At 57.7% G+C, this 24,676-nt stretch carries 32 protein-coding genes; 30 read left to right on the forward strand and 2 right to left on the reverse strand.

Translation table 11 applies throughout. The annotated features are described in order from the left end of the window. Nucleotides 1–135 precede the first annotated feature (135 nt). The 26 genes from AC2FLA_RS00120 to AC2FLA_RS00245 all read left to right on the forward strand — a co-directional run bounded on the left by AC2FLA_RS00120 (nucleotide 136) and on the right by AC2FLA_RS00245 (nucleotide 21,432). Nucleotides 136–501, forward strand: a complete 366-nt coding sequence (locus AC2FLA_RS00120) for an NADH-quinone oxidoreductase subunit A (RefSeq protein WP_037307878.1) — start codon at nucleotides 136–138, stop codon at nucleotides 499–501. Then, entirely contained in the window at nucleotides 492–1,025 is a 534-nt protein-coding gene (locus AC2FLA_RS00125) for a NuoB/complex I 20 kDa subunit family protein (protein ID WP_037307875.1), read from the forward strand. Before AC2FLA_RS00120 ends, AC2FLA_RS00125 begins: the two co-directional genes overlap by 10 nt. Nucleotides 1,026–1,036: 11 nt before the next feature. Continuing rightward, nucleotides 1,037–1,642, forward strand: a complete 606-nt coding sequence (locus AC2FLA_RS00130) for an NADH-quinone oxidoreductase subunit C (protein ID WP_496719571.1) — start codon at nucleotides 1,037–1,039, stop codon at nucleotides 1,640–1,642. Continuing rightward, the gene (locus AC2FLA_RS00135; protein WP_496719573.1) at nucleotides 1,642–1,815 is read left to right on the forward strand and encodes a hypothetical protein; all 174 of its coding nucleotides are present in this window, start codon (nucleotides 1,642–1,644) and stop codon (nucleotides 1,813–1,815) included. The genes AC2FLA_RS00130 and AC2FLA_RS00135 overlap by 1 nt, the downstream gene beginning before the upstream one ends. 1 nt (nucleotide 1,816) lies before the next feature. Continuing rightward, a complete protein-coding gene (locus AC2FLA_RS00140; RefSeq protein ID WP_255415356.1) occupies nucleotides 1,817–1,948 on the forward strand; it encodes a hypothetical protein in 132 nt (43 codons plus the stop codon). Beyond that, the gene (locus tag AC2FLA_RS00145; RefSeq protein ID WP_199520034.1) at nucleotides 1,948–3,171 is read left to right on the forward strand and encodes an NADH-quinone oxidoreductase subunit D; all 1,224 of its coding nucleotides are present in this window, start codon (nucleotides 1,948–1,950) and stop codon (nucleotides 3,169–3,171) included. Before AC2FLA_RS00140 ends, AC2FLA_RS00145 begins: the two co-directional genes overlap by 1 nt. Next, complete coding sequence (locus AC2FLA_RS00150; protein WP_496719575.1) at nucleotides 3,168–3,644, forward strand: hypothetical protein; 477 nt, start codon at nucleotides 3,168–3,170, stop codon at nucleotides 3,642–3,644. The genes AC2FLA_RS00145 and AC2FLA_RS00150 overlap by 4 nt, the downstream gene beginning before the upstream one ends. Beyond that, on the forward strand, nucleotides 3,644–4,750 hold the full coding sequence (nuoE, locus tag AC2FLA_RS00155) for an NADH-quinone oxidoreductase subunit NuoE (RefSeq protein ID WP_496719576.1): 1,107 nt from the start codon (nucleotides 3,644–3,646) through the stop codon (nucleotides 4,748–4,750). Before AC2FLA_RS00150 ends, nuoE begins: the two co-directional genes overlap by 1 nt. Nucleotides 4,751–4,784: 34 nt before the next feature. After that, nucleotides 4,785–5,006: a DUF5337 domain-containing protein gene (locus AC2FLA_RS00160; protein WP_496719578.1), complete on the forward strand. Its 222-nt coding sequence runs from the start codon at nucleotides 4,785–4,787 to the stop codon at nucleotides 5,004–5,006. A 12-nt stretch (nucleotides 5,007–5,018) separates the two neighbouring features. Beyond that, entirely contained in the window at nucleotides 5,019–6,317 is a 1,299-nt protein-coding gene (nuoF, locus tag AC2FLA_RS00165) for an NADH-quinone oxidoreductase subunit NuoF (RefSeq protein ID WP_496720454.1), read from the forward strand. 58 nt (nucleotides 6,318–6,375) lie between these two features. Further along, nucleotides 6,376–6,792 (forward strand): MAPEG family protein, encoded by a 417-nt coding sequence (locus AC2FLA_RS00170; RefSeq protein WP_496719580.1) that lies wholly within the window; start codon nucleotides 6,376–6,378, stop codon nucleotides 6,790–6,792. Nucleotides 6,793–6,836: 44 nt separating this feature from the next. Next, nucleotides 6,837–7,181: a hypothetical protein gene (locus AC2FLA_RS00175; RefSeq protein WP_472724657.1), complete on the forward strand. Its 345-nt coding sequence runs from the start codon at nucleotides 6,837–6,839 to the stop codon at nucleotides 7,179–7,181. Continuing rightward, nucleotides 7,178–7,684: a DUF5333 domain-containing protein gene (locus AC2FLA_RS00180; protein ID WP_496719582.1), complete on the forward strand. Its 507-nt coding sequence runs from the start codon at nucleotides 7,178–7,180 to the stop codon at nucleotides 7,682–7,684. Before AC2FLA_RS00175 ends, AC2FLA_RS00180 begins: the two co-directional genes overlap by 4 nt. Nucleotides 7,685–7,687: 3 nt before the next feature. After that, entirely contained in the window at nucleotides 7,688–9,709 is a 2,022-nt protein-coding gene (gene nuoG, locus AC2FLA_RS00185; RefSeq protein ID WP_496719584.1) for an NADH-quinone oxidoreductase subunit NuoG, read from the forward strand. Further along, on the forward strand, nucleotides 9,706–9,921 hold the full coding sequence (locus tag AC2FLA_RS00190; protein ID WP_496719586.1) for a hypothetical protein: 216 nt from the start codon (nucleotides 9,706–9,708) through the stop codon (nucleotides 9,919–9,921). Before nuoG ends, AC2FLA_RS00190 begins: the two co-directional genes overlap by 4 nt. Next, nucleotides 9,914–10,951, forward strand: coding sequence for an NADH-quinone oxidoreductase subunit NuoH (nuoH, locus tag AC2FLA_RS00195; RefSeq protein WP_496719588.1), 1,038 nt, complete (start codon nucleotides 9,914–9,916; stop codon nucleotides 10,949–10,951). The genes AC2FLA_RS00190 and nuoH overlap by 8 nt, the downstream gene beginning before the upstream one ends. Nucleotide 10,952: 1 nt before the next feature. After that, complete coding sequence (gene nuoI / locus AC2FLA_RS00200; protein ID WP_050602762.1) at nucleotides 10,953–11,447, forward strand: NADH-quinone oxidoreductase subunit NuoI; 495 nt, start codon at nucleotides 10,953–10,955, stop codon at nucleotides 11,445–11,447. A gap of 244 nt (nucleotides 11,448–11,691) precedes the next feature. Further along, nucleotides 11,692–12,102 (forward strand): carboxymuconolactone decarboxylase family protein, encoded by a 411-nt coding sequence (locus AC2FLA_RS00205; protein ID WP_496695810.1) that lies wholly within the window; start codon nucleotides 11,692–11,694, stop codon nucleotides 12,100–12,102. Next, nucleotides 12,099–12,701: an NADH-quinone oxidoreductase subunit J gene (locus AC2FLA_RS00210; protein ID WP_281994868.1), complete on the forward strand. Its 603-nt coding sequence runs from the start codon at nucleotides 12,099–12,101 to the stop codon at nucleotides 12,699–12,701. The genes AC2FLA_RS00205 and AC2FLA_RS00210 overlap by 4 nt, the downstream gene beginning before the upstream one ends. Nucleotides 12,702–12,705: 4 nt before the next feature. Then, complete coding sequence (nuoK, locus tag AC2FLA_RS00215; RefSeq protein WP_005984024.1) at nucleotides 12,706–13,011, forward strand: NADH-quinone oxidoreductase subunit NuoK; 306 nt, start codon at nucleotides 12,706–12,708, stop codon at nucleotides 13,009–13,011. A 6-nt stretch (nucleotides 13,012–13,017) separates the two neighbouring features. Next, nucleotides 13,018–15,171, forward strand: a complete 2,154-nt coding sequence (nuoL, locus tag AC2FLA_RS00220) for an NADH-quinone oxidoreductase subunit L (protein WP_282119190.1) — start codon at nucleotides 13,018–13,020, stop codon at nucleotides 15,169–15,171. Then, entirely contained in the window at nucleotides 15,171–16,715 is a 1,545-nt protein-coding gene (locus tag AC2FLA_RS00225) for an NADH-quinone oxidoreductase subunit M (protein ID WP_282119191.1), read from the forward strand. Before nuoL ends, AC2FLA_RS00225 begins: the two co-directional genes overlap by 1 nt. Before the next feature lie 15 nt (nucleotides 16,716–16,730). Beyond that, nucleotides 16,731–18,173, forward strand: coding sequence for an NADH-quinone oxidoreductase subunit NuoN (gene nuoN / locus AC2FLA_RS00230; protein WP_058274407.1), 1,443 nt, complete (start codon nucleotides 16,731–16,733; stop codon nucleotides 18,171–18,173). A gap of 54 nt (nucleotides 18,174–18,227) precedes the next feature. Beyond that, nucleotides 18,228–18,977, forward strand: a complete 750-nt coding sequence (locus tag AC2FLA_RS00235) for a biotin--[acetyl-CoA-carboxylase] ligase (protein WP_496719592.1) — start codon at nucleotides 18,228–18,230, stop codon at nucleotides 18,975–18,977. Nucleotides 18,978–18,988: 11 nt separating this feature from the next. Continuing rightward, complete coding sequence (locus AC2FLA_RS00240) at nucleotides 18,989–19,768, forward strand: type III pantothenate kinase (RefSeq protein WP_058274409.1); 780 nt, start codon at nucleotides 18,989–18,991, stop codon at nucleotides 19,766–19,768. Next, entirely contained in the window at nucleotides 19,765–21,432 is a 1,668-nt protein-coding gene (locus tag AC2FLA_RS00245; protein ID WP_496719594.1) for a ribonuclease J, read from the forward strand. The genes AC2FLA_RS00240 and AC2FLA_RS00245 overlap by 4 nt, the downstream gene beginning before the upstream one ends. A 22-nt stretch (nucleotides 21,433–21,454) precedes the next feature. On the opposite strand, the gene AC2FLA_RS00250 is transcribed toward AC2FLA_RS00245, so the two are convergent. Continuing rightward, complete coding sequence (locus AC2FLA_RS00250; protein WP_496719596.1) at nucleotides 21,455–22,156, reverse strand: NUDIX hydrolase; 702 nt, start codon at nucleotides 22,154–22,156, stop codon at nucleotides 21,455–21,457. Between the two features lie 25 nt (nucleotides 22,157–22,181). Further along, nucleotides 22,182–22,580: a DUF983 domain-containing protein gene (locus AC2FLA_RS00255; RefSeq protein ID WP_496719597.1), complete on the reverse strand. Its 399-nt coding sequence runs from the start codon at nucleotides 22,578–22,580 to the stop codon at nucleotides 22,182–22,184. A 190-nt stretch (nucleotides 22,581–22,770) separates the two neighbouring features. Between AC2FLA_RS00255 and AC2FLA_RS00260 the strand changes: the two genes are divergently transcribed. The 4 genes from AC2FLA_RS00260 to AC2FLA_RS00275 are packed head-to-tail and all read left to right on the forward strand — an operon-like array spanning nucleotide 22,771 to nucleotide 24,675. Continuing rightward, nucleotides 22,771–23,238 (forward strand): EF-hand domain-containing protein, encoded by a 468-nt coding sequence (locus tag AC2FLA_RS00260; RefSeq protein WP_058279674.1) that lies wholly within the window; start codon nucleotides 22,771–22,773, stop codon nucleotides 23,236–23,238. A gap of 6 nt (nucleotides 23,239–23,244) precedes the next feature. Further along, on the forward strand, nucleotides 23,245–23,859 hold the full coding sequence (locus AC2FLA_RS00265; RefSeq protein WP_496719598.1) for an RNA polymerase sigma factor: 615 nt from the start codon (nucleotides 23,245–23,247) through the stop codon (nucleotides 23,857–23,859). Next, nucleotides 23,852–24,205 carry a hypothetical protein gene (locus tag AC2FLA_RS00270; protein ID WP_109310457.1) on the forward strand — a complete coding sequence of 118 codons (354 nt, stop codon included), beginning with the start codon at nucleotides 23,852–23,854 and terminating at the stop codon, nucleotides 24,203–24,205. The genes AC2FLA_RS00265 and AC2FLA_RS00270 overlap by 8 nt, the downstream gene beginning before the upstream one ends. Continuing rightward, nucleotides 24,202–24,675, forward strand: a complete 474-nt coding sequence (locus AC2FLA_RS00275; RefSeq protein ID WP_496719600.1) for a periplasmic heavy metal sensor — start codon at nucleotides 24,202–24,204, stop codon at nucleotides 24,673–24,675. Before AC2FLA_RS00270 ends, AC2FLA_RS00275 begins: the two co-directional genes overlap by 4 nt. The last annotated feature ends 1 nt before the right edge of the window (nucleotide 24,676 follow it).

Raw genomic sequence — 24,676 nt, forward strand, 5'->3', positions numbered from 1 at the left:
TCGATAAGTCGAATATTAACCCCCTGTGCGTTTGTGTTCGGTTGACCCTCTGACCCCGCAGGGATAGAGAATGTCCAGTCAACACGCCAATTGACGGCGCTCCCTTTCAGGGTATGCGCAGGAAAGGAGCTGTACGTGGAAGACCTATTGCGGGAGTATCTCCCGATTCTGGTGTTTCTGGCCGTAGCTGTGGGCCTTGGAATCGTTTTGATTCTGGCGGCAGTCATTCTGGCGGTCCGCAATCCCGACCCCGAGAAAGTCAGCGCATATGAATGTGGTTTCAACGCGTTCGATGATGCGCGGATGAAGTTTGATGTCCGGTTCTATCTGGTCGCGATTCTCTTCATCATATTCGACCTGGAAATCGCGTTTCTGTTCCCCTGGGCTGTCGGCTTCAAGGACATCAGCGATGTTGGCTTCTGGTCCATGATCGTGTTCCTGGGTGTTCTGACCATCGGCTTTGCCTATGAATGGAAGAAGGGGGCCCTGGAATGGGAGTGATGACGGGTGCAAACACCGCCGGCGTCGACAAAGAAGTCGCCACCCAGGCCCTGAATGCCGAGCTGCAGGACAAAGGGTTTTTGCTGACCTCGACCGAGGACATCATCAACTGGGCTCGCACCGGCTCGCTGCACTGGATGACTTTCGGTCTGGCCTGCTGCGCGGTTGAGATGATGCACACCTCGATGCCGCGTTACGATGCGGAACGGTTTGGCATCGCACCCCGTGCTTCCCCCCGACAGTCGGACGTGATGATCGTGGCTGGCACCCTGACCAACAAGATGGCCCCCGCTCTGCGCAAAGTTTATGACCAGATGCCTGAGCCGCGCTATGTGATCTCAATGGGCTCCTGCGCCAATGGTGGCGGCTACTACCACTACTCATATTCAGTTGTGCGTGGCTGCGACCGTATTGTTCCAGTGGACATCTACGTCCCCGGCTGCCCCCCGACCGCTGAGGCGCTGCTGTACGGTCTGATGCAGTTGCAACGCAAAATCCGCCGTACCGGCACCATCGTGCGCTGAGGAGAGAGTTGATGAGCGAAGCACTCAAAGAACTCGGCACCCAGCTGGAATTGAAGCGAACTGACTGTGTTCTGTCCTGGGATGTCACCCATGGTGAGTTGAACGTAGATGTGGCGCTGTCGAACGTTGTAGAATTCATTGAATTCCTGAAGTCCGACCGCAGCTGCCAGTTCTCCACGCTCGTCGATATCACCGGCGTCGACTACCCCGAACGCGCCAAGCGTTTTGACGTGGTCTATCACTTCCTGTCGATGTATCAGAACCAGCGCATCCGCCTGCGGGTCTCGATCCGCGAAGAGGACATGGTGCCTTCGATCGTGGATGTGCATCCCTCGGCCAATTGGTTTGAGCGCGAAGTGTTCGACATGTTCGGCATCCTGTTCTCGGGCCACCCGGATCTGCGGCGCATCCTGACCGACTATGGATTCCGTGGCTATCCGCTGCGCAAGGATTTCCCAACCACAGGATACACCGAAGTTCGCTATGACGAGGCCCAAAAGCGCGTTGTGTATGAGTCGGTATCGCTAGTCCAAGAATACCGTCAGTTCGATTTCATGTCCCCATGGGAGGGGGCGAATTACATACTGCCGGGTGATGAAAAGCAGGAGGCTGAGTAATGGGTGGCATTTGGTGGCTGATCCTGTCTGCGCTGGCCATCATCCCGATGGTGAAGATATTGCCGTTTTTCGGGATCAATAAATTCTGGTGCCTTCTTTGTCTGGTTCCATTTGGCACGATCGCGTTGCTGTGGTGGGTCGGGCTGAAACTACAAGAGTTGGAGCGCCGATAAGATGCTAATGCTGCTGGGGGAACTGATCGCTTTGGGTGCGCTGGGGGTCCTGCTGGCAGGGGCTGCGGCCAAGGCTGTCGAGGCGGAAAAGGTCCGGGTTCGGGCTGATGCGAAAAAGAAACGGGGGCGTTGATGGACGGCTCAAGATACGATGACGGCAGCACTGACGCGCTGAGCGGAGAACAGAAGATCCGCAATTTCAACATCAACTTCGGCCCGCAACACCCTGCGGCGCACGGGGTTTTGCGTCTTGTGCTTGAGCTGGACGGCGAGATCGTTGAACGCTGTGACCCGCATATCGGCCTGCTGCACCGTGGCACCGAAAAGCTGATGGAAAGCCGGACCTATCTGCAGAACCTACCGTATTTCGACCGCCTGGATTATGTGGCGCCGATGAATCAGGAACACGCCTGGTGCCTGGCCATCGAAAAGCTGACCGGCGTCGAGGTGCCGCGCCGAGGCTCGCTGATCCGGGTTTTGTATTCCGAGATCGGGCGTATTCTGAACCACCTTCTGAACGTGACCACGCAAGCGATGGATGTAGGCGCGTTGACCCCGCCTTTGTGGGGCTTCGAAGAGCGCGAAAAGCTGATGGTGTTCTACGAACGTGCCTGCGGTGCCCGTCTGCACGCGGCCTATTTCCGACCCGGCGGTGTCCATCAGGACCTGCCGCCGGAACTGCTGGACGATATCGAGACGTGGAGCCACGAGTTCCCCTCTGTTCTGAACGATATCGATGGTCTGTTGACCGAAAACCGCATTTTCAAGCAGCGCAACGCCGATATCGGTGTCGTGACCGAGGAAGATATTCAGAAATATGGTTTCTCGGGCGTGATGGTGCGCGGATCGGGGCTGGCATGGGACCTGCGACGCGCGCAGCCCTATGAATGCTATGACGAGTTCGAGTTTCAGATCCCCGTCGGCAAAAACGGCGACTGCTATGATCGCTATCTGGTGCGTATGGAAGAGATGCGCCAGTCGTTGTCGATCATCCAGCAGGCCATTGTCAAAATCCGTGACTGCCCCGGTGACGTTCTGGCACGCGGCAAGATCACTCCGCCGAAACGTTCGGACATGAAAACCTCGATGGAAAGCCTGATCCATCACTTCAAGCTTTACACCGAAGGCTTCCACGTCCCTGCAGGTGAGGTTTATGCCGCCGTCGAGGCCCCCAAGGGAGAATTCGGAGTCTATCTGGTCGCCGACGGGACCAACAAACCCTACCGCGCCAAGCTGCGCGCGCCGGGTTTCCTGCACCTGCAAGCCATGGACCATATCGCCGGGGGCCACCAACTGGCCGACGTCGCCGCGATCATCGGGACAATGGATGTCGTGTTCGGAGAGATTGACCGGTGAGACGCCTTGCTTTGATCCTGGCGCTTGCAGCCGCCACACCGTTGCAGGCCGCCTCGACCCATCCAACGGCAAAAGTGCTTGAGGTGATGCGCGAGAACGGCTGCCGGTTGGATGTATCGCGCGCCGAGGAGGCCTTTTCTGCCCATGACTTGCGACCCGAAGATGTCAGCGCTGTGATTAATTCCTGGGCTGAACAGGGGGTGGCCGGGCTGGACGGTGCGGCATTCGAAATTGCTCCGGCGATCTGCGGTGCGCATGGGCTGGCACCCGAGGATACGGCGGGCCGTGCCGATGCGCTTTATGATTTTGTGCGTCTGAACGGGTGTCGCATGGTCGAAGAAGAAGCTCAGATCAAATTGCGCCCCGCCGGTTTTACACAGGCTGAAACGCCCGATCTGATTGCCCGCCTTGTCGATCAAGGTCGTGCGCATCTGGAAGACCCCTATGTTATCGTGATCGGAGATGCCTGCTAATGCTGCGCCGTCTGCACCCCGAACAACCTGAAAGCTTTGCCTTCACTGCTGCCAACCAGCAGTGGGCCACAGCACAGATCACCAAATACCCTGACGGCCGTCAGGCCAGCGCGGTTATCCCGCTGCTATGGCGCGCGCAGGAACAAGAAGGCTGGCTGAGCCGTCCCGCGATTGAATCCGTCGCCGACATGTTGGGCATGGCCTATATCCGCGTGCTCGAGGTTGCGTCGTTCTACTTCATGTTCCAACTGCAACCGGTTGGAACTGTCGCGCATATTCAGGTCTGCGGAACGACCTCCTGCATGATCTGTGGGGCCGAAGACCTGATCGCGGTTTGCAAGGAGAAGATCGCTGCCAAACCGCATGAGCTTTCAGTTGATGGCAAATTGAGTTGGGAAGAGGTGGAATGCCTCGGGTCCTGCACCAATGCGCCGATGGCGCAGATCGGCAAGGACTATTACGAAGATCTGACTGCTGACAGTTTTGGCAAGATCATTGACGATCTGGCCGCCGGCAAGGTGCCGACACCGGGTCCGCAGAATGGCAGATACGCGGCAGAACCGCTGAGCGGTCTGACCAGCCTCACGGACTACGATGCCGGAAAACCGCAGTACAATGCCAGTGTTGAACTGGCCGAAGAACTTGGTGATACGGTCAAGCGCATCGACGGGACCGAGGTTCCGATCCTGACGCCATGGCTGGGCAAAGACGGCAAGGCTGCGGCGACCAAGGCCGCTCCAAAGCCACCAAAGGCGCCGGCACCCGCCAAACCCGCCGTGAAGCAGGCGGAAGAGGCAAAGAAGGCGCTGATCAAAGAGGATCAGCCCGAAACTTTGACCGCCGCGCGGGAGGGGAAAGCGGATGACCTCAAGATGCTGAAAGGTGTTGGCCCCAAGCTTGAACAGAGGCTGAACGAACTTGGCTTTTTCCACTTTGACCAGATCGCAGCATGGACGCCGGAACAGGTGGCCTGGGTAGATGCGCGGCTGAAATTCAAGGGCCGGATCGAGCGGGACGGTTGGATCGAACAAGCAGCCCAACTGGCGACAGGCGAAGAAACAGAGTTTGCAAAACGTGCTAAAGAAGACGGCACCTACGAAGACTGAATAGGACGGTGCCCGTTCGGGGCATCAAGGTGAGATGGACAAAGAAAAAGAACAGGCCATGGCCCGCAAGGGCCGACATATCGGGGTGGTCATCGCGGTGACCATGCTGTTGTGGCTTGCCATAACGTTGTTCATCGGCCCGGCACTGGGATTACCGGGGCGCTATGCGCTGCTGTTTGATTTCGCCGCTTTGGCGGGGTTCATCTATGCGGGCGTGAACATTTTTCAACTCTGGCGCATGCGTCAGGACAGCTGAAGGTAAGACATGATGCTGAAGGATCAGGACAGGATCTTTACCAATATCTACGGGATGCATGAGCGTACGCTGAAAGGCGCGCAGACCCGCGGGCATTGGGACGGCACAGCTGGCCTGATCGGGAACGGGCGTGACTGGATCATCCAGACGATGAAGGACTCAGGGCTTCGCGGTCGCGGCGGTGCTGGTTTTCCCACCGGCTTGAAATGGTCGTTCATGCCCAAGGAAAGCGACGGTCGTCCGGCCTATCTGGTGGTGAACGCGGACGAATCCGAGCCCGGCACCTGCAAAGACCGTGAGATTATGCGCCACGATCCGCACACCTTGATCGAAGGTTGTCTGATCGCGTCTTTCGCGATGAATGCGCATACCTGCTATATCTACCTGCGTGGTGAGTACATCCGCGAGCGCGAGGCGCTGCAGGCCGCAATTGATGAGGCCTATGATGCTGGCTTGTTGGGCGAAAACGCCGCCGGGTCGGGTTGGGATTTCGACCTGTTTCTGCATCACGGGGCCGGCGCCTATATCTGCGGCGAAGAGACCGCGCTGATCGAAAGCCTTGAAGGTAAAAAGGGCATGCCGCGCATGAAACCACCGTTCCCGGCGGGGGCGGGCCTCTATGGCTGCCCGACCACGGTGAACAACGTGGAATCCATCGCCGTTGTGCCGACCATTCTGCGCCGTGGTGCGGATTGGTTTGCTGGATTTGGCCGTCAGAACAATGCAGGCACCAAACTGTTTGCGATCTCGGGCCATGTGAACAACCCCTGTGTTGTCGAAGAGGCGATGTCGATCCCGTTTGAACAGCTGATCGAGACCCATTGCGGCGGCATTCGTGGCGGCTGGGACAACCTGCTGGCCGTTATCCCTGGCGGTTCATCAGTTCCTTGTGTCCGCGGTGAAGACATGCGCGATGCGATCATGGATTTCGACCATTTGCGCAATGATCTGGGGTCCGGTCTGGGGACGGCGGCTGTAATCGTGATGGACAAGTCTACGGACATTATCAAAGCGATCTGGCGTTTGTCGAAGTTCTACAAACATGAAAGCTGTGGTCAGTGTACTCCTTGCCGCGAAGGTACCGGCTGGATGATGCGCGTGATGGACCGTCTGGTGCGGGGTGAGGCCGAACTGGAAGAGATCGACATGTTGTTTGACGTGACCAAACAGGTCGAAGGCCACACGATCTGTGCTTTGGGCGATGCTGCCGCCTGGCCAATCCAGGGCCTGATCCGCAATTTCCGTGAGGAAATCGAGGATCGCATCAAGGCCCAGAAATCGGGCCGTATGGGCGCGATGGCGGCGGAGTGATCAAGTTGCATGATATCGGATCAAACCCAAACCACGTTGAGATCAAGGAGTTGAACTAATGGAAACTTTTGCTGAGTATTCACATGCAATCGCATCCCTCGTGGTCTTTACGTTGATCATTCTGGCGCTTGCGCCGTTTTCCGCGCTGGCCAAACAGGGCAAGGGATTGGCCCCCGGGGCAACGCCGGAACAGGACTATTCCGACAAGGCGTATCGCCTGAACCGGGCTTATCTGAACGGGACCGAGACGCTGCCGGCCTATGTCGCTGTCACGGTCGCGGCCATGTTGCTTGGGGTTAGCCCGTTCTGGGTGAACCTATTGGCATCGGTCGCTCTGATTGCGCGCATCGTCATGTTGGTTATTCACATGCGTGGTATTGGACAACCGCACAGCGGCGTTCGATCGGTATCCTACGTTGTCGGATGGGCCTGCATGGTTGTGATGGGCTTCATGGCATTGGTGGCGGCGTTCTAATGGAAAAGAAAGGTACTTATCCGTTGACTGGATCAAAATTCAGGATGGGACGTGTGGTACTGACCGCCGCCTTGGGTGCCGCAGTTTTTGTCTCGGCCTGCGGCACGTCGTCCAGTGACCGAATCCTCTTTGATGGCAAGGCCTTCCGGGCCAAAGCGAAGGCCGTCGACAAAAGGAACGCCCCGACGGATTTTACGGTTGTGGTGAACGGCGTGTCCGCGTCTTTGGATGGCGCGCGCGAAGCGGGGCGGCACGAAGGAACCAAATTCTGTATCGACGCTTTTGGGACTTCTAAAATCAACTGGAAAGTCGGACCCGACACCGAACCGCAGAATTTGCGCATCACCGACAATAAATTGACCTTTGCAGGAACCTGCCAGCGACCATGAACCGGTTTTTCGCATATCAGGGCGTGACGCAAGACGTGTTATTGAATAGCGCGCCAACCCCGGATCGTTTTGGCCTGTCCAAGACGAAAGGATTTGTCATGTCTGGTGTGAAACTGCTTATTGTGTTGTCTGTTCTGGCTATTCCGGCTGCGGTCGCCGCCAAACCGCCCTTGCGCGAAGTCAAAGAGATTGACGACGAACTCTATTACATCGCTATCGCAAACGAGATTTCGGATTACTGCCCGTCGATCAGCGGGCGCAGGCTGAAGGCAATTGGCGTGATGTGGGGGCTCAAGTCGAAAGCGAACAGCCTGGGGTATTCGGACGGCGAAATCCGCGCTTACGTGGAATCGGATGCCGAAAAGGACCGGATGCGTGCCAAAGGCGAGACGTATCTGGCCGCGAACGGTGTGTCTTATGACAATCCCAAATCTTTCTGCACGCTAGGGCACGCAGAGATTGAAAGAAACAGCGCCATTGGCGTGTATTTGAGGGCGAACTAGACCATGTCTGACCTCCGCAAAGTGAATATCGACGGGCAGGAAATCGAAGTCGATGGTGCGATGACGCTGATCCAGGCCTGTGAGCAGGCCGGGGTCGAGGTGCCGCGCTTTTGCTATCACGAGCGTCTGTCGATCGCCGGGAATTGCCGGATGTGTCTGGTCGAAGTTGTCGGCGGCCCGCCCAAACCTGCGGCGTCGTGTGCGATGCAGGTGCGCGACCTGCGCCCGGGACCGGAAGGACAGCCGCCAGAGGTCAAGACGAACTCGCCCATGGTCAAGAAAGCGCGCGAAGGGGTGATGGAGTTCCTGCTTATCAACCACCCGCTGGACTGCCCGATCTGCGATCAGGGTGGCGAGTGTGACCTGCAGGATCAGGCGATGGCGTATGGCATGTCGGGCTCGCGCTTCAAGGAAGCCAAGCGCGCCGTGGACGATCTGGATCTGGGGCCGCTGGTCGGAACCGCGATGACCCGCTGCATCAGCTGCACCCGTTGCGTGCGCTTTACGACCGAGGTCGCCGGGATCACACAGATGGGTCAGACCGGTCGCGGCGAAGATGCCGAGATCACGTCTTATCTGAACCAAACGTTAAATTCGAACCTGCAGGGCAATATCATTGACCTGTGCCCGGTTGGGGCGCTGACGTCGAAGCCTTACGCCTTTACCGCGCGGCCTTGGGAGCTGACCAAGACTGAGAGCATCGACGTCATGGATGCCCTGGGCTCGAACGTTCGTGTCGATACCAAAGGGCGCGAAGTCATGCGCTTTCTTCCGCGCAACCATGACGGCGTGAACGAGGAATGGATCAGCGACAAGACCAGGTTTGTCTGGGATGGCTTGCGTCGCCAGCGTTTGGATAAGCCGTACTTGCGTGAAAACGGCAAGCTACGCCCGGCCTCGTGGCCTGAGGCATTGACCAGAGCGGCAGAGGCACTGAAAGAGGCCAAAAAGCCGGCGGGTATCGTTGGTGATCTCGCTCCGGTCGAGGCCGCGTTCGCGCTGAAGCAATTGATCGAAGGGCAGGGCGGTGTTGTTGAATGCCGAACCGATGGGGCCAAGCTGCCTGCGGGAAATCGCGGTGCCTATGCCGGGACGGCCGCTATCGAGGATATCGACACAGCCGAGCGTATTCTGCTGATCGGAACGAACCCGCGCGACGAAGCTCCGGTTTTGAACGCGCGTATCCGCAAGGCCTGGGCACATGGGACCGAGGTGGCCTTGGTTGGGCCAGCGGCCGATCTAACCTATGCGTATCACCATATGGGCGACGACCGCGCGGCGTTGCAAAAGGTTGTCGATATGGGCGGCGATGATGAGATCAAGGGCAAAGCCTCGCTGGTCATCGTCGGGCAGGGTGCGCTGCTTGAAGCTGACGGCGCAGCTGTGCTGGCCGCCGCGCAAACGATTGCAGCCAATACCGAAAGTGGATTGCTGATCCTGCACAGCGCTGCGTCTCGCGTGGGTGCGATGGATGTGGATGCCACCAACGAAAATGGCATGGATGCCGTAAGTGCGGCTGACGTGATCTACAATCTCGGCGCAGATGAGGTTGAAATCGGCGAAGGGGCCTTTGTGATCTATCAGGGCAGCCATGGTGATCGTGGCGCGCACCGTGCCGATGTGATCCTTCCTGGTGCCGCGTATACCGAGGAAAACGGGCTGTTCGTGAATACCGAAGGCCGACCACAACTGGCGATGCGTGCCGGGTTCGCCCCGGGTGAGGCGAAAGAGAATTGGGCCATCTTGCGGGCGCTGTCGGCAGAGCAGGGCGCTACGTTGCCTTTCGACTCGCTGGCGCAACTGCGCACAGCGTTGATCGAAGCTGTCCCGCATCTGGCCCAGATCGACCACGTGATCGAGAATGAGGTCCAGCCGTTGGATGCCGGTCCTTTGGGTCAGGCAACGTTCCGCAATGTGATCAAGGATTTCTATCTGACCAACCCGATTGCACGGGCGTCGCAGTTGATGGCCGAGCTTTCTGCTCAGGCGCAGTCTCGGAATACCGGGAAGATTGCGGCAGAATGAACCAGACCCGTTTCATATCGCTTTCAGAAGCCAACATCGCTTGCGGTGCGGGCACCAGGGAACTGCGCATGAAATGCAATGAAAAAGGTAGCGCGATGGCTGTGGATGCTGTTTACACCTATGCGCCGATCCAACCGCAAGATGCGCAGGCACTTGGCCTGATCATCACCCGCGAAAAATTGAATACCCACGGTGTGAGGACCAATGGCTGATTTCTTTAACACCCCAGGCGGAATAGCCATCATCATTCTGGCGCAAGTGCTTGCAGTTGTTGCCTTCGTGATGATTTCGCTGTTGTTCCTTGTTTACGGCGACCGCAAGATCTGGGCCGCCGTCCAAATGCGCCGCGGCCCCAACGTGGTTGGCGTCTATGGACTGCTGCAATCGGTGGCTGACGCCCTGAAGTACGTGGTAAAAGAGGTGGTCATACCCGCCGGGGCCGACCGCACTGTGTTCATCCTCGCTCCGCTGACCTCATTCGTATTGGCAATGATCGCCTGGGCCGTGATCCCGTTCAACGATGGCTGGGTGTTGTCGGATATCAATGTCGCAATCCTGTATGTCTTTGCCGTGTCCTCACTGGAAGTTTATGGCGTGATTATGGGCGGTTGGGCCTCGAACTCAAAATACCCTTTCCTTGGATCATTGCGCTCTGCGGCTCAGATGATTTCCTATGAAGTTTCCATTGGCCTGATTATCATCGGTGTTATCATCTCAACCGGCTCGATGAATTTCGGCCACATTGTCGAAGCGCAGGACGGCCGGTTCGGTTTCTTCAGCTGGTACTGGTTACCGCATTTCCCGATGGTCTTCCTGTTCTTCATCTCGGCGCTGGCGGAAACCAACCGGCCGCCGTTCGACTTGCCCGAGGCGGAGTCGGAATTGGTCGCCGGTTATCAGGTCGAATACTCGGCCACGCCCTTCCTGCTGTTCATGGCCGGCGAGTATATCGCGATCTTCCTGATGTGCGCGCTGACCACGCTGCTGTTCTTCGGCGGCTGGCTGTCACCGATCCCGGGCCTGCCGGATGGCGTGCTGTGGATGGTCGCCAAGATGGCGTTCTTCTTCTTCCTCTTTGCGATGGTCAAGGCGATCACCCCTCGCTACCGCTATGACCAGCTGATGCGTCTGGGCTGGAAAGTCTTCCTTCCCTTCTCGCTGGCCTGGGTGGTCTTTGTGGCCTTCGCGGCAAAATTCGACTGGTTCTGGGGCGCGTTCGCCCGTTGGAGCCTAGGAGGCTGATATGACTCAAATCGACTATACCCGCGCTGCGAAGTACTTTCTGCTGCAGGACTTTTGGGTCGGCATGAAGCTGGGGCTGAAGTATTTCTTCGCCCCCAAAGCCACCATCAACTACCCGCATGAAAAGGGCCCCCTGTCTCCGCGTTTTCGCGGTGAGCACGCGCTACGCCGTTATCCCAACGGCGAAGAACGCTGCATTGCCTGCAAGCTGTGCGAGGCGATCTGCCCGGCGCAGGCGATCACCATCGACGCCGAACCACGCGAAGACGGCAGCCGCCGCACCACGCGATATGACATCGACATGACCAAGTGTATCTATTGCGGCTTCTGTCAGGAGGCCTGCCCGGTCGATGCCATTGTCGAAGGTCCGAATTTCGAATTCGCCACCGAAACCCGCGAAGAGCTGTTTTACGACAAGGAAAAACTGCTGGATAACGGCGAACGCTGGGAAGCCGAGATCGCCCGCAATCTGGAAATGGACGCGCCGTACCGATGATGAATGTGCTCTTGTCCAGACGAAAATTCTATCTTGCAATAATTGCGGGATTTTCGCTGTTCTCTGGTCTTAATTGGTACATGGGTTTCGATAGGCCCTTCGATGCGTTCGTTGGTGGGATTCTCCTTTGCACTTTGTACTTTGCCGCTGATCTAGTGCTTTCGAAATTCAAAAAGCCGGGATTGGACGTCCTTTTATATATTCTCGTCTTTGCGACGTGGACAGCATACTGGTTGCGCCCCCAATGACTGATAATCCTACAAATCCGTTCGACCTAATGATGAAGCAGGCTCAGGACATGGCCAAGGCGATGAACCCGGCGATGGAGAATTTCTCGCCCAAAGGGTTCGAGGCGCTGTGGCCGACCATGCCGAAAGAGGTCATGGAGATGATGTTCGGCAACACTGTCAACAAGGACGGGCTGGATGCCAAGACACGCCTGCTGTTGACGCTGGCCGGGCTGACCTGTCAGGGCGCGCAGGCGGATGCGGCCGTAAGGCAGACCGTGCGCCATGCACTGGAGGCGGGCGCAAAGAAACAAGAGATCGTGGAAACGATCGGTCAGATGTCGGTCTTTGCCGGCATCCCGGCTATGACCCGCGCGTTGGAACTGGCGCAAGAGGTCATGGGCGACAACGAGGATGAGGATCAATGACCGTCTTTGCCTTCTACCTGTTTGCAATCAGCGCCATCACCGGCGGGCTGTTCACGGTGATCAGCCGTCAGCCGGTGCACTCGGTTCTGTGGCTGATCCTGTCCTTCCTGTCCTCGGCAGGGCTGTTCGTTCTGCTGGGGGCCGAGTTCGTGGCGATGCTGCTGATCATCGTCTATGTCGGCGCGGTCGCGGTGCTGTTCCTGTTTGTGGTGATGATGCTGGATGTTGACTTTGCCGAGCTCAAGGCCGAGATGGCGCGTTATATGCCGCTGGCCTTGCTGATCGGTTTGGTCATCCTGATGCAGTTCGTCATGGCCTTTGGCGCATGGGACAGCGCGCAGGGTGCAGCGGCCAATCTGGCGCAGCCGATCCCGGTGGACCGGCACAACACCGAGGCCCTAGGTGTTATCCTTTATGATCAATACTTCCTTCTGTTCCAACTGGCGGGCCTGATCCTGCTGGTGGCCATGATCGGCGCCATCGTTCTGACGCTGCGCCACCGCAAGGACATCAAGCGTCAGGACATCGTCGGCCAGATGATGCGCGACCCGGCCAAGGCGATGGAGTTGAAGGACGTAAAACCGGGGCAGGGGCTTTAAGACGATGATCGGACTTGAACACTATCTTACAGTCGCGGCGACGCTGTTCGTCATCGGCATCTTCGGTCTCTTCCTGAACCGCAAGAACGTCATCATCCTGCTGATGAGCATCGAACTGATGCTGCTGGCGGTGAATATCAACCTCGTGGCGTTCTCAAGCTTCCTCGGCGATCTGGTCGGGCAGGTGTTTACGCTGTTCGTGCTGACCGTGGCGGCGGCCGAGGCGGCGATCGGGCTGGCCATTCTGGTCTGCTTCTTCCGCAACCGTGGCACCATCGCGGTTGAAGACGTCAATATGATGAAGGGGTAAGAGAACATGGAAACCACCATCCTCTTTGCCCCGTTGGTGGGCGCGCTGATCTGCGGGTTCGGCTGGAAGTTCATTGGCGAGAAAGCCGCCATGTGGACCGCCACTGGCCTGCTGTTTCTGGCCTGTCTGCTGTCCTGGATCGTGTTCTTCTCGTTCGACGGTGTGACCCAGCAGATCGAGATCATGCGCTGGATCGAAAGCGGATCACTGTCGACAAGCTGGGCCGTCCGACTGGACCGGCTGACCGCGATCATGCTGATCGTGGTGACGACGGTTTCGGCGCTCGTACACCTCTATTCCTTCGGCTACATGGATCACGATCCGCAGTGGCGCGAGGGCGAAAGCTATAAGCCGCGCTTCTTTGCCTATCTGTCGTTCTTCACCTTCGCCATGCTGATGCTGGTGACAGCGGACAATCTGGTTCAGATGTTCTTTGGTTGGGAAGGTGTGGGTGTAGCCTCGTACCTGCTGATTGGGTTCTATTATCGCAAGCCCACGGCCAATGCGGCGGCGATGAAAGCGTTCATCGTAAACCGGGTTGGCGACTTTGGCTTTGCTCTGGGCATCTTCGCGTTGTTCTTCCTGACGGACAGCATCAATTTCTCGGATATTTTTGCATCAGCCCCTGCGCTGGCCGAAGAAAAGCTACACTTCCTGTGGGGTGAGTGGACCGCCATCGAGGTGATCTGCGTCCTGCTGTTCATCGGTGCGATGGGGAAATCGGCTCAGCTGATCCTGCACACTTGGTTGCCGGACGCGATGGAAGGCCCGACGCCCGTTTCGGCGCTGATCCACGCCGCGACCATGGTGACCGCTGGTGTGTTCCTGATCTGCCGGATGTCGCCATTGATGGAATTTGCGCCGGGTGCTACCGGGTTCATTACTTTCCTTGGGGCCTCGACCGCGTTTTTTGCCGCAACCGTTGGCCTGGTTCAGACGGACATCAAGCGCGTCATTGCCTATTCGACTTGCTCTCAGTTGGGCTACATGTTCGTGGCCGCGGGTGTTGGCATGTATTCGGCAGCGATGTTCCACTTGCTGACCCACGCCTTCTTCAAGGCGCTGTTGTTCCTTGGCGCAGGTTCGGTGATCCACGCGATGCATCACGAGCAGGAGATGACCGAATACGGCGGCCTGCGGAAGAAGATCCCCTATACATTCTGGGCGATGATGATCGGCACCCTGGCGATTACAGGCGTCGGCATCCCGCTGACCCAAATCGGGTTCGCCGGGTTCCTGTCCAAGGATGCCATCATCGAAAGCGCTTTTGCCGGCGGTACAGGATATGCCTTCTGGATGCTGGTGATCGCGGCGGCGTTCACGTCATTCTACAGCTGGCGTCTGATTTTCCTGACCTTTTATGGCGAAGAGCGTGGCGACAAGCATACGCATGAGCACGCGCATGAAAGTCCGATGACCATGTTGGTGCCGCTTGGTGTTCTGTCCTTGGGCGCGGTGTTTGCCGGGATGATCTGGTATGGCAACTTCTTTGGTCACACAGACAAAGTCGGCAAGTTCTACGGTATACCGGTGGCTGAGGCGTCCGAGCATGCTGAGACCGGTGATCACGGTACAGCCGATACGACCCATGGTGACGATACGCATGCGGATGAGGCGCACGCGGATGAAAGCCATGGTGATGACGCCGGACACGAAGAAAAAGCGGCTTACGGCGACGACCACCATTACGTCTTTGCGGGTGAGCCGGGCGAGGGCGCGATTTACATTGCGCCGGACAACCATGTTCTGGACGATGCACATGCTGCCCCCAAGTGGGTCAAGGTTTCGCCTTTTGTCGCCATGGCTTTGGGCTTTATCGTGGCCTTCTGGTTCTACATCGTGAACACATCGCTGCCGGCGCGTTTGGCGCAGAACCAGCGTCCTCTTTACCTGTTCCTGCTGAACAAGTGGTACTTTGACGAGATCTATGACGCGGTCTTCGTCAAACCCACCATCGCGCTCGGCCGGTTCCTGTGGAAACGGGGTGACGGCAACACCATTGACGGTTTCCTCAACGGGGTGGCCATGGGTGTTGTACCCTTCTTTACCCGCCTCGCTGGCAAGGCGCAGACGGGCTACATCTTTACTTACGCCTTCTGGATGGTTCTGGGTATCGCTGCCCTTGTCACCTGGATTTCGATCGGCGGAGGCGCACACTAATGGATAATATCCTCTCCATCGTCACCTTCATCCCCGCCGTGGCAGCAGGCATTCTGGCCCTGTTCTTGCATGGCGAGGACGTGGCGGCACAGCGAAATGCCAAATGGGTTGCACTTGTGGCTACCACGGTGACGTTCCTAGTCTCGATCGGCATCTATACGGGGTTTGATCCGTCCAACACCGGCTTCCAGATGGTGGAAGAAGGCGAATGGCTGCTGGGTTTGAAATACAAGATGGGCGTGGACGGTATCAGCGTTCTGTTTGTCTTGTTGACGACCTTCATCATGCCTCTGACCATTCTGGCCAGTTGGCACGTCACGGACCGCGTCAAAGAATACATGATCGCCTTCCTGCTGCTGGAAACGCTGATGCTGGGCGTGTTCATGGCGCTGGATCTGGTTCTGTTCTACCTGTTTTTTGAGGCAGGTCTGATCCCAATGTTCCTGATCATCGGCATCTGGGGCGGTGCGAACCGGGTTTATGCCAGCTTCAAGTTCTTCCTCTATACCTTCCTTGGATCAGTGCTGATGCTGGTGGCGATGGTCGCGATGTATGCGGACGCGGGCACTACCGATATCGAAGCACTGATGAGCCACCACTTCTCGTCCGAAGGGTTCAGCGTGCTTGGCATCTATATTGTCGGCGGCATGCAGACACTGATGTTCCTGGCATTCTTCGCCTCATTTGCCGTGAAGATGCCGATGTGGCCAGTACACACCTGGCTGCCGGATGCGCACGTTCAGGCGCCGACCGCCGGGTCGGTCGTTCTTGCGGCGATCCTGTTGAAGATGGGCGGCTATGGCTTCTTGCGGTTCAGCCTGCCGATGTTCCCGGTGGGTTCGGCAGTGATGACTGATCTGGTGTTGTGGATGTCGGCGATTGCTGTTGTCTACACCTCGCTGGTGGCGCTGGTGCAAGAAGATATGAAAAAGCTGATCGCGTATTCTTCGGTCGCGCATATGGGCTTTGTGACCATGGGCATCTTTGCTGCGAACCAGCAGGGCATTGACGGCGCGATCTTCCAGATGCTTAGCCACGGGTTCATCTCGGCTGCGCTCTTCCTGTGTGTTGGCGTGATCTATGACCGGATGCATACTCGCGACATCGAGGCTTACGGCGGTCTGGTCATTCGCATGCCAGCCTATGCATTGGTCTTCATGTTGTTCACCATGGCCAATGTAGGTCTGCCGGGCACCAGTGGATTCATCGGAGAATTCCTGACGCTAATGGGCACTTTCCAGGTGAATACCTGGGTGACAGCTGTTGCGGCTTCTGGTGTGATCTTCTCGGCTGCTTATGCGCTATGGCTGTATCGCCGAGTGGTCTTTGGCGATTTGATCAAGGAAAGCCTCAAGGCGATGACGGATATGAGCTCGCGCGAGCGGCTGATCTTTGCTCCGCTGATCGTGATGACCATCCTACTGGGCGTCTACCCGTCGCTGGTGACCGATGTAATCGGCAACTCGACCGCCGCGCTGATTTCGAACTATGACATGGCTCTGGCCGCGGCTGAGGCCGCGACCCAGTCAGCCGCTTCGCATTAAGGGGGCTTTGGAGACATGATCCAGGCTGATCTGACGATAATCCTGCCAGAGATTGTTCTGGCCGTATATGCGATGGCGGCGCTGTTGGCGGCTGTCTACACGACGAAAGACGGGCTGGCACCTTTGCTGGTTTGGACAACCGCTGGGTTGATGGCGCTGCTGGCGATTTGGATCGCGACCAACGGCGATGGTACCAATGTCGCGTTTAATGGCATGTTTGTTGATGACGGGTTCGCAAGGTTCTCGAAGGTGGCGATCCTGCTATCAGCGGCTGCCATTCTGGTGATGAGCCAGGAATACATGGCGCGTCGGGATCTGCTGCGGTTCGAATTCCCTCTGTTGGTTGCGCTGGCCGCTGTCGGCATGATGATGATGGTCAGCGCTGGCGATCTGATGTCGCTGTACATGGGGCTGGAACTGCAATCACTGTCGCTATACGTCGTGGCCGCGCTGCGCCGGGATAGTGCCAAATCGACCGAGGCCGGTTTGAAGTACTTCGTGCTTGGTGCGCTCAGCTCGGGCCTGCTGCTGTACGGTGCCTCGCTGGTTTATGGGTTTACAGGCACGACGCTGTTCTCGGGTATCATTCAAACGGTTCAGGATGGTGAGATTTCGGTTGGCCTGCTGTTTGGTCTGGTGTTCCTGATCTCGGGTCTAGCGTTCAAAGTGTCCGCTGTGCCGTTCCATATGTGGACACCGGATGTGTACGAAGGCTCGCCCACGCCTATCACCGCTTTCTTTGCCACAGCGCCGAAAGTGGCTGCCATGGCCCTGTTCGCACGCGTAATGCACGACGCTTTTGGTGGTGTGATCAAGGACTGGCAACAGGTGATCGTCTTGCTCTCGGTCCTGTCGATGCTGTTGGGTGCGGTCGCAGCGATTGGCCAGCGTGACATCAAGCGGCTGATGGCGTTTTCGTCGATTGCCCATATGGGCTATGCGCTGATCGGACTGGCTGCGGGAACCGAGTTGGGCATCAAGGCTATGCTGATGTATCTGGCTATCTATGTGACGATGAATATCGGCACTTTCGCTTTCATTCTGATGATGGAGCGGGACGGTAAACCGGTCACGGACATCGACGCCCTGCGCCAATATTCCAAACGCGAACCGGGCAAGGCGCTGGCGGTGCTGATCCTGATGTTCAGCCTGGCGGGCGTCCCACCAATGCTGGGCTTTTTCGCCAAATTCGGTGTCTGGCAGGCCGGCGTAAGCGCGGGCCTGACCGGGCTGGTGATCGCCTCAGCCATCGCGTCTGTTATTGGTGCCTTTTACTATCTGCGGATCGTGTTCTACATGTATTTCGGGGCCGAAAACGAGGACCCGATCGAAACGCATTCTTCGCCAGTTCTGTGGGTTGCTTTGATGGGCTCGGCCGCGTTGATGCTGGTGGGCGTGTTTTATCAGTTCGGTATTGAAGGCGCGGCGGCAGCTGCGGCGGCTACTCTTGTCAATTGATCAGCGTAACACATCAAAATTGGGGGCTCGGTCAGCGGACCGGGCCTTTTTGACATGACAGACTGGCCACAGGGATACGGCCTGCACGTGCTGCAAGAGGTCGACAGCACCTTGAACGAGGCCGCCCGCATGGCCCCGACTACAACAGGGCCGGTTTGGATCATGGCGCATCACCAGACGGCGGCGCGTGGGCGGCGGGGTCGGGCGTGGGCCAATCCCAAGGGAAATCTGGCCGCGACCCTATTGATGCGGCCACAGGGAAATCCGGAACAGGCCGCACTGCGCAGCTTTGTGGCTGCGCTGTCGCTGTTTGACGCCTGCGTTGCAGTGACGGGTCGGGCGACAGGCTTGTCTCTCAAATGGCCCAACGATGTTTTGCTGAACGGCGGCAAACTGGCGGGTATTCTGTTGGAAAGTACAGGGCAGGGGCGCGGCGTCTCGCACTTGTCCATAGGCATAGGCGTGAACCTGTCTGAGTCACCCGGAACAGATCAGGTAGAACCCGGCGCTGTTCGACCGGTTTCCCTATTATCGGAAGCCGGAGCCAACGTAACGCCCGAGGATTTCCTGACCGAACTGGCTGTCGCCTATGCCGGATACGAGAACCAATTCGTGACTTACGGGTTTGAACCGATCCGGACCGCGTGGTTGGCCCGGGCTGCCAAGTTGGGTGAGGTCATCACTGCCCGTACCGCAGCGTCGGAAACGGTTGGAACCTTTGAAACGGTGGACGCAGGGGGCAACCTTGTCCTAAACACCGCCAAAGGCCGCGTCAGTATTCCGGCGGCGGATGTGTTTTTCTGAAGGAGGCTCAGATGCTTCTGGCTATTGATTGCGGCAACACGAACACTGTGTTCTCGATCTGGGACGGTGAAAGGTTTCTGTGCACCTTGCGCACCTCGACCCACCATGCGCGCACGGCGGATGCGTATTTCACGTGGTATTCGACACTGGTGAAACATTATGGGATCGAGGCTGAAATCACTGATGTGATCATCGCCTCGACCGTACCGCGGGTTGTGTTCAACCTGCGGGTCTTTGCTGATCGGTTCTTTGGGTGTCGGCCGCTTGTCGTGGGCAAGCCCGATTGCCTGCTGCCGATGAATCCGCGTGTTGACGAGGGCACAGTGCCCGGCCCGGATCGTCTGGCCAACGCAGTGGCTGCGTTTGACCGGCATGGCGGCAACGTGGTTGTTGTAGATTTTGGCACGGCGACGAACTTTGATGTGGTTGCAGCGGATGGGGCTTACGTCGGCGGCATCATTGCGCCGGGCGTAAATCTCAGCCTCGAGGCATTGCATCAGGGCGCGGCTGCCTTGCCACATATTGATATCACCCGCCCTGAAAATGTGATTGGCACGAATACGGTTGGCTGTATCCAATCCGGCGTGTATTGGGGCTATTCCGGATTGATCGAGGGGCTGATTTCCCGGATCAAGGCGGAATACGGAATGCCGATGAAAGTCGTTGGAACCGGTGGGCTCGCGCCGCTGTTCGATCAGGCGGACGTGGGGTTTGACGCAATCGAAGATGATCTGACGATGCACGGCCTGACCGTGATACATCGCTATAACAAGGACAATGGCTCGACATGAGCAGCGAAAGATTGATCTACCTACCGCTGGGTGGTGCCGGCGAAATTGGCATGAATGCCTATGTCTACGGCTATGGCAAACCCGGGCAGGAACGGCTGATCCTTGTGGATCTGGGCGTGACATTTCCCGACATGGACACCACCCCGGGCGTTGACCTGATCCATGCCGACATCTCGTGGCTGCGCGAACGTGCCGACCGGTTGGAGGCCGTGTTCGTAACCCACGCACACGAGGACCACGTGGGCGCTGTGGCGCATTGCTATGAGGCGCTGGGTGCGCCTGTCTATGCACGGGCCTTCACCGCCAACATCGCGCGCCGCAAGATGGAAGAGCATGGACACCCCGAGGATGCCGTACATACTGCATCGGCCTGGCCCGAACAGATTTCCGTTGGTCCGTTCAAGGTAGGTTTCCTACCGGTCTCGCATTCGATCCCCGAAAGCGCTGCCCTGGTGATCGACACGCCAGAGGGGCGGATCGTACATACCGGCGACTTCAAGTTGGATGAAAATCCGATCGTGGGTGAACCTTTTGACCCCAATCTCTGGGCCGAGGTTGCCAAGTCTGGCGTCAAAGCGCTGGTGTGTGACAGTACGAACGTGTTTTCCCCCCATGCGGGTCGTTCGGAATCCGAGGTCGGTCCGGAGATCACCAAGCTGGTTGAGGAAGCCAGCGGCATGGTTGTTGCCACCACATTTGCGTCGAATGTCGCACGTGTGAAAACACTGGCCGAGGCGGGCGAACGGGCGGGGCGCTCGGTCGTTCTGCTGGGTCGCGCGATGCGCCGGATGATCGAAGCCGCGACCGAAACGGGCATTCTGACCAGCTTTCCACGCGTCGTCAGCGCTGAAGAGGCTGTGGACATGCCGCGCCAGAACCTGATGCTGATCGTCACCGGCAGCCAGGGAGAACGCCGCGCGGCCAGCGCACAACTTGCGCGGGGCAAATACCGCGGCTTGGAACTGAAAGAGGGCGATCTGTTTCTCTTCTCGTCCAAAACCATCCCAGGCAACGAGCGTGGCGTGATTTTCATCATGAACCAGCTCAGTGAAAAGGGCGTGGATGTGGTCGATGACAGTGCGGGCCTGTACCATGTGTCTGGTCACGCCAACCGTCCGGATCTTGAGAAAGTACACGGGCTTGTCGATCCGCAGATGATCATTCCGATGCACGGTGAACATCGTCACCTGCGCGAGCATGCCAAACTGGCCGAAGCTGGTGGGCGTACCGGTATTCTGGCCGTAAACGGCACCATGCTGGATCTGACAGGGAATGCGCCGAGGGTTGTTGACTATGTCGAAACCGGACGGACCTATCTGGATGGCACGGTCAAAGTTGGCGCCCTGGATGGGGTGGTGCGTGACCGGATTCGTATGGCGCTGAACGGGCACGTCACTGTTACGGTCATTCTGGACGAAGAGGACGAACCACTGGGCGAGCCGTGGTGCGATACGATGGGTCTGTCCGAGATTGGATCGTCCCGCGCTGCATTGGTTGAAGTTCTGGAAGAAGACCTGAATCAGTTCCTGATGCGGGCCGATGCCAAAACCCTGCGCGACGATGACAAACTGGAAGAGGCAATACGCCGGATCGTTCGCCAAACAGCAAAGATCGAGATTGGCAAAAAGCCCGAAGTCACCGTAGTAATCAGCCGAATGAAATAACGTATCTGGGGGCCTCTGGCCCTCAGTCTGCTTCTGGCATGGGATAGCCGCGAAGCTTGAGGAAAAGGCTTTCCTCCTCACTGTTCAGAAAGAACGGAACGGTTTCAGGTGGCGTTGGGTCTGTCACCCGAGCGGCGATTTCGGCCAGCACCACTTCGGTAATGAACGGCAAGTCGAATTCGCGTGCCCGGTCCAGCGCCACCCATTGCAGATGCGACAGCTCGTCCGAGGCGTGGCTGAAATCATCCAGATCGCCCTGTATTGCAGTGGCGTCTACCAGGAAAAAGCGTGCATCGAACCGGCGTGGTCGCCCAGGGGGGGTGACGGCACGAAAGACGAACTGAAGTGCTTGTGCCGATGGGCGGTATCCCATCTGCGCAAAAGTTGCCCAATCTTCGGTCAGCGGGCCTGCCCAATCGCCGGGTTGGCCCAAAATCAGTCCGGTTTCTTCCCAAAGCTCTCGGATCGCCGCCGCCGCCAAGGCATTCTGCAGCCCAGCTTGTGACCGTTCCGCTAGGCGGTCACAGCACACAGCAGGCAGATCCGTTGACAGGGCAACATCCGCATCAGACGCATCGACAGCGCCGCCTGGGAAGACAAACTTGTTGGGCATGAACGCGGCTTTTGCGCCGCGTTGCCCCATCAGGATGGATGGATTAGTCAGACGATCCCGCAAAACAATGACTGTCGCCGCGTCGCGTATGGCTGTTTTATCCACCGTCATCCGTTGTCCAACATGCGGTCCAAGATCACGCGGACTGGCCAAAGCCGTGCATGCGACGTGCCCATTGATAGGCGACAACTGCGCCTTTCAATCGTGGCAGCAGGAATAATGACAGGGCGGTACAACCAAATGCCAAGACCAGGAACAACGTCAGGGGATCAGGGCGCCAATGGACATAAGATAAGTGCAGCGCCGGTGCCAGCAGGTGACCCACCAGGAGAATCGTAAGATAGGCCGGCCCGTCATCGGCGCGATGGTGAAACAGCTCTTGTCCGCAATTCGAACATTCGTTGTTAACCTTGAGGTAGCTGTGCAGCAGTTTTCCTTCGCCGCAATTTGGGCAACGGCAACGGAACCCTTTGACCAGTGCTGGCTTTGTCGGGCGGTCTTCTACATCGTGGGTTTCGATCGTCTGATCTGTCATGTTGATACTCGCGCGTTCCAATGATGAGGATATAACGCTTGTTTGTGGCTTCGGGAAAGGGGGTGCGTCGCTTTGCATCGCCATGACGTTTTTAAAAAAGTTTCACTTCCTGCGACGGAATGGGATGCCTGCCCCGTTTGAACCTATGTAAGCAGCGGCAATGGCGCCGCGAAAACAAGGGAAAAACGTTATGAAAAGCGCCAAATTCATTCCGGCAATCATTGTGTCAGCACTGGCAATCACTGGCACATCCGTTTTCGCCGCAGGCGGTAAAGATCGCGAACCTGTGACCTTTCAACAGCTCGATGCGAACGGTGACGGGCAAGTGACCAAGGAAGAAATGCAGGCTCATCGGAATCAGCGTTTCACCAATGCCGACACCGACGGCGACGGCCAGCTGAGCGTCGAAGAGATGCAGGCAGCAGGTCAAAAGAAGGCCAACGACCGTGTAACGAAGATGTTTGAACGCAACGATGCCAACAAGGACGGTTTTCTGAGCGAGGACGAGTTGCCCAAGCCGCGCCGTGCTGACAAGATGTTTGACCGGATCGACGCGAACGAGGACGGCGCCATCTCGGAAGAGGAATTTGCCGATGCAAAAGACAGAATGGGAAAGCGCCACAAGAAACATGGGAAAGCGGACTCTGACGACAGCTGATGCGGGATGGAGGACCTGACCTCTGCTCCACAAGACGTTCGCGGCGTGGATTACGCCGCGGACGAATTGGGCGACGATGTGTTGCTTAGGCAGTTTGCCGATGGCGATGCTGCAGCGGCTCGCGTGCTCACCGATCGGCTTGCGCCGCGCAGCTTGTCAGTGGCCCTTCGGTTTCTGGGCAACCGCGCCGAGGCTGAAGATGTGACACAAGATGCGATGATGCGCCTGTGGCAGATGGCACCCGATTGGGTACCCGGTCAGGCCAAAGTATCGACGTGGCTTTATCGCGTGACGCTAAATCTGTGCGTTGATCTGCGCCGCAAAAAGACGCCGGACCGGCTGGCGGATGTGCCGGAGCCCGAAGATGAAAAGGCCAGCCCGGCAGATCAGCTGCAGGACGCAGCCCGCAAGGACGCGCTGCAAACGGCGCTGTCACAACTGCCGGAACGTCAGCGACAAGCTGTTGTTTTGCGGCATATTGAGGAATTGCCCAACCCTGAAATCGCTGGGATCATGGGCATTTCGGTGGAAGCGGTGGAAAGCCTTACGGCACGAGGAAAACGGTCGTTAGCGGCGATTCTGGCCGGGCGACGTGATGAATTGGGGTACGACGATGACTGACGACAAAGACAATCTGGATCTGTTGTTCGCCCAAGCCCGGCAGGATCGGCATGAGTTGCCGGATGATCTGGCTGTGCGCATTCTCACTGACGCGGAATCTGTTCGGTTGGGTCGCCTGAAGCCAGATGAGCCAAAGACAAACTCTTTGTGGGCGCGCCTGCTGGCCGGGTTTGGCGGCTGGCAGGGAATGGGCGGTTTGGTTGCTGCCAGTATGGCGGGCGTCTGGATCGGCTTTTCAGCACCGGCATTTCTGCCTGATCCCGCCAATTACATTTACGCGCAGGATGTTAGTTTCGTGGTCGCTGACCTAAGTCTGGATACGAGTTTTCTGGAGGACGCCGAATGAGCGATAGCCCCAAACCCAAAAACCGGTGGATGTCGGTTCTGTTGGTCATTTCACTGGCACTGAACCTGTTGATTGTTGGTGTCGCCCTGGGGACCGCGCTGCGGGTCAAAGGGGGGGATCACGCGAAGGCTCCGCCCGGGTTCGGCTCGGCACTTTACCGCGCTTTGCCAAAGGAAGAACGCAAAGCGATGCGCAGCGAGCTTTTTGACCGTCACAAAAAGGGTGCAAGCAACCGGTCCCAGGACTTTGCGCAGCTCAGCACTGCCTTGCGCGCAGACCCCTTTGACGCTGCGGTGGTTCAAGCCCTGCTAGACCAGCAAGCGCAGTCTATGGCGGACCTGCAGAATGCCCTGCAGCAAGAGTGGTTGGCTCGGGTAGAAGCCATGAGCGATGAAGAGCGTCTGGTTTATGCCGACCGGCTGGAAGAGGTAGTTAAACGCGGCCCGCGTGGCCACAAGAAAAAGGACTGAG

The sequence above is a fragment of the Ruegeria sp. CDSA033 genome, from assembly GCF_059612305.1.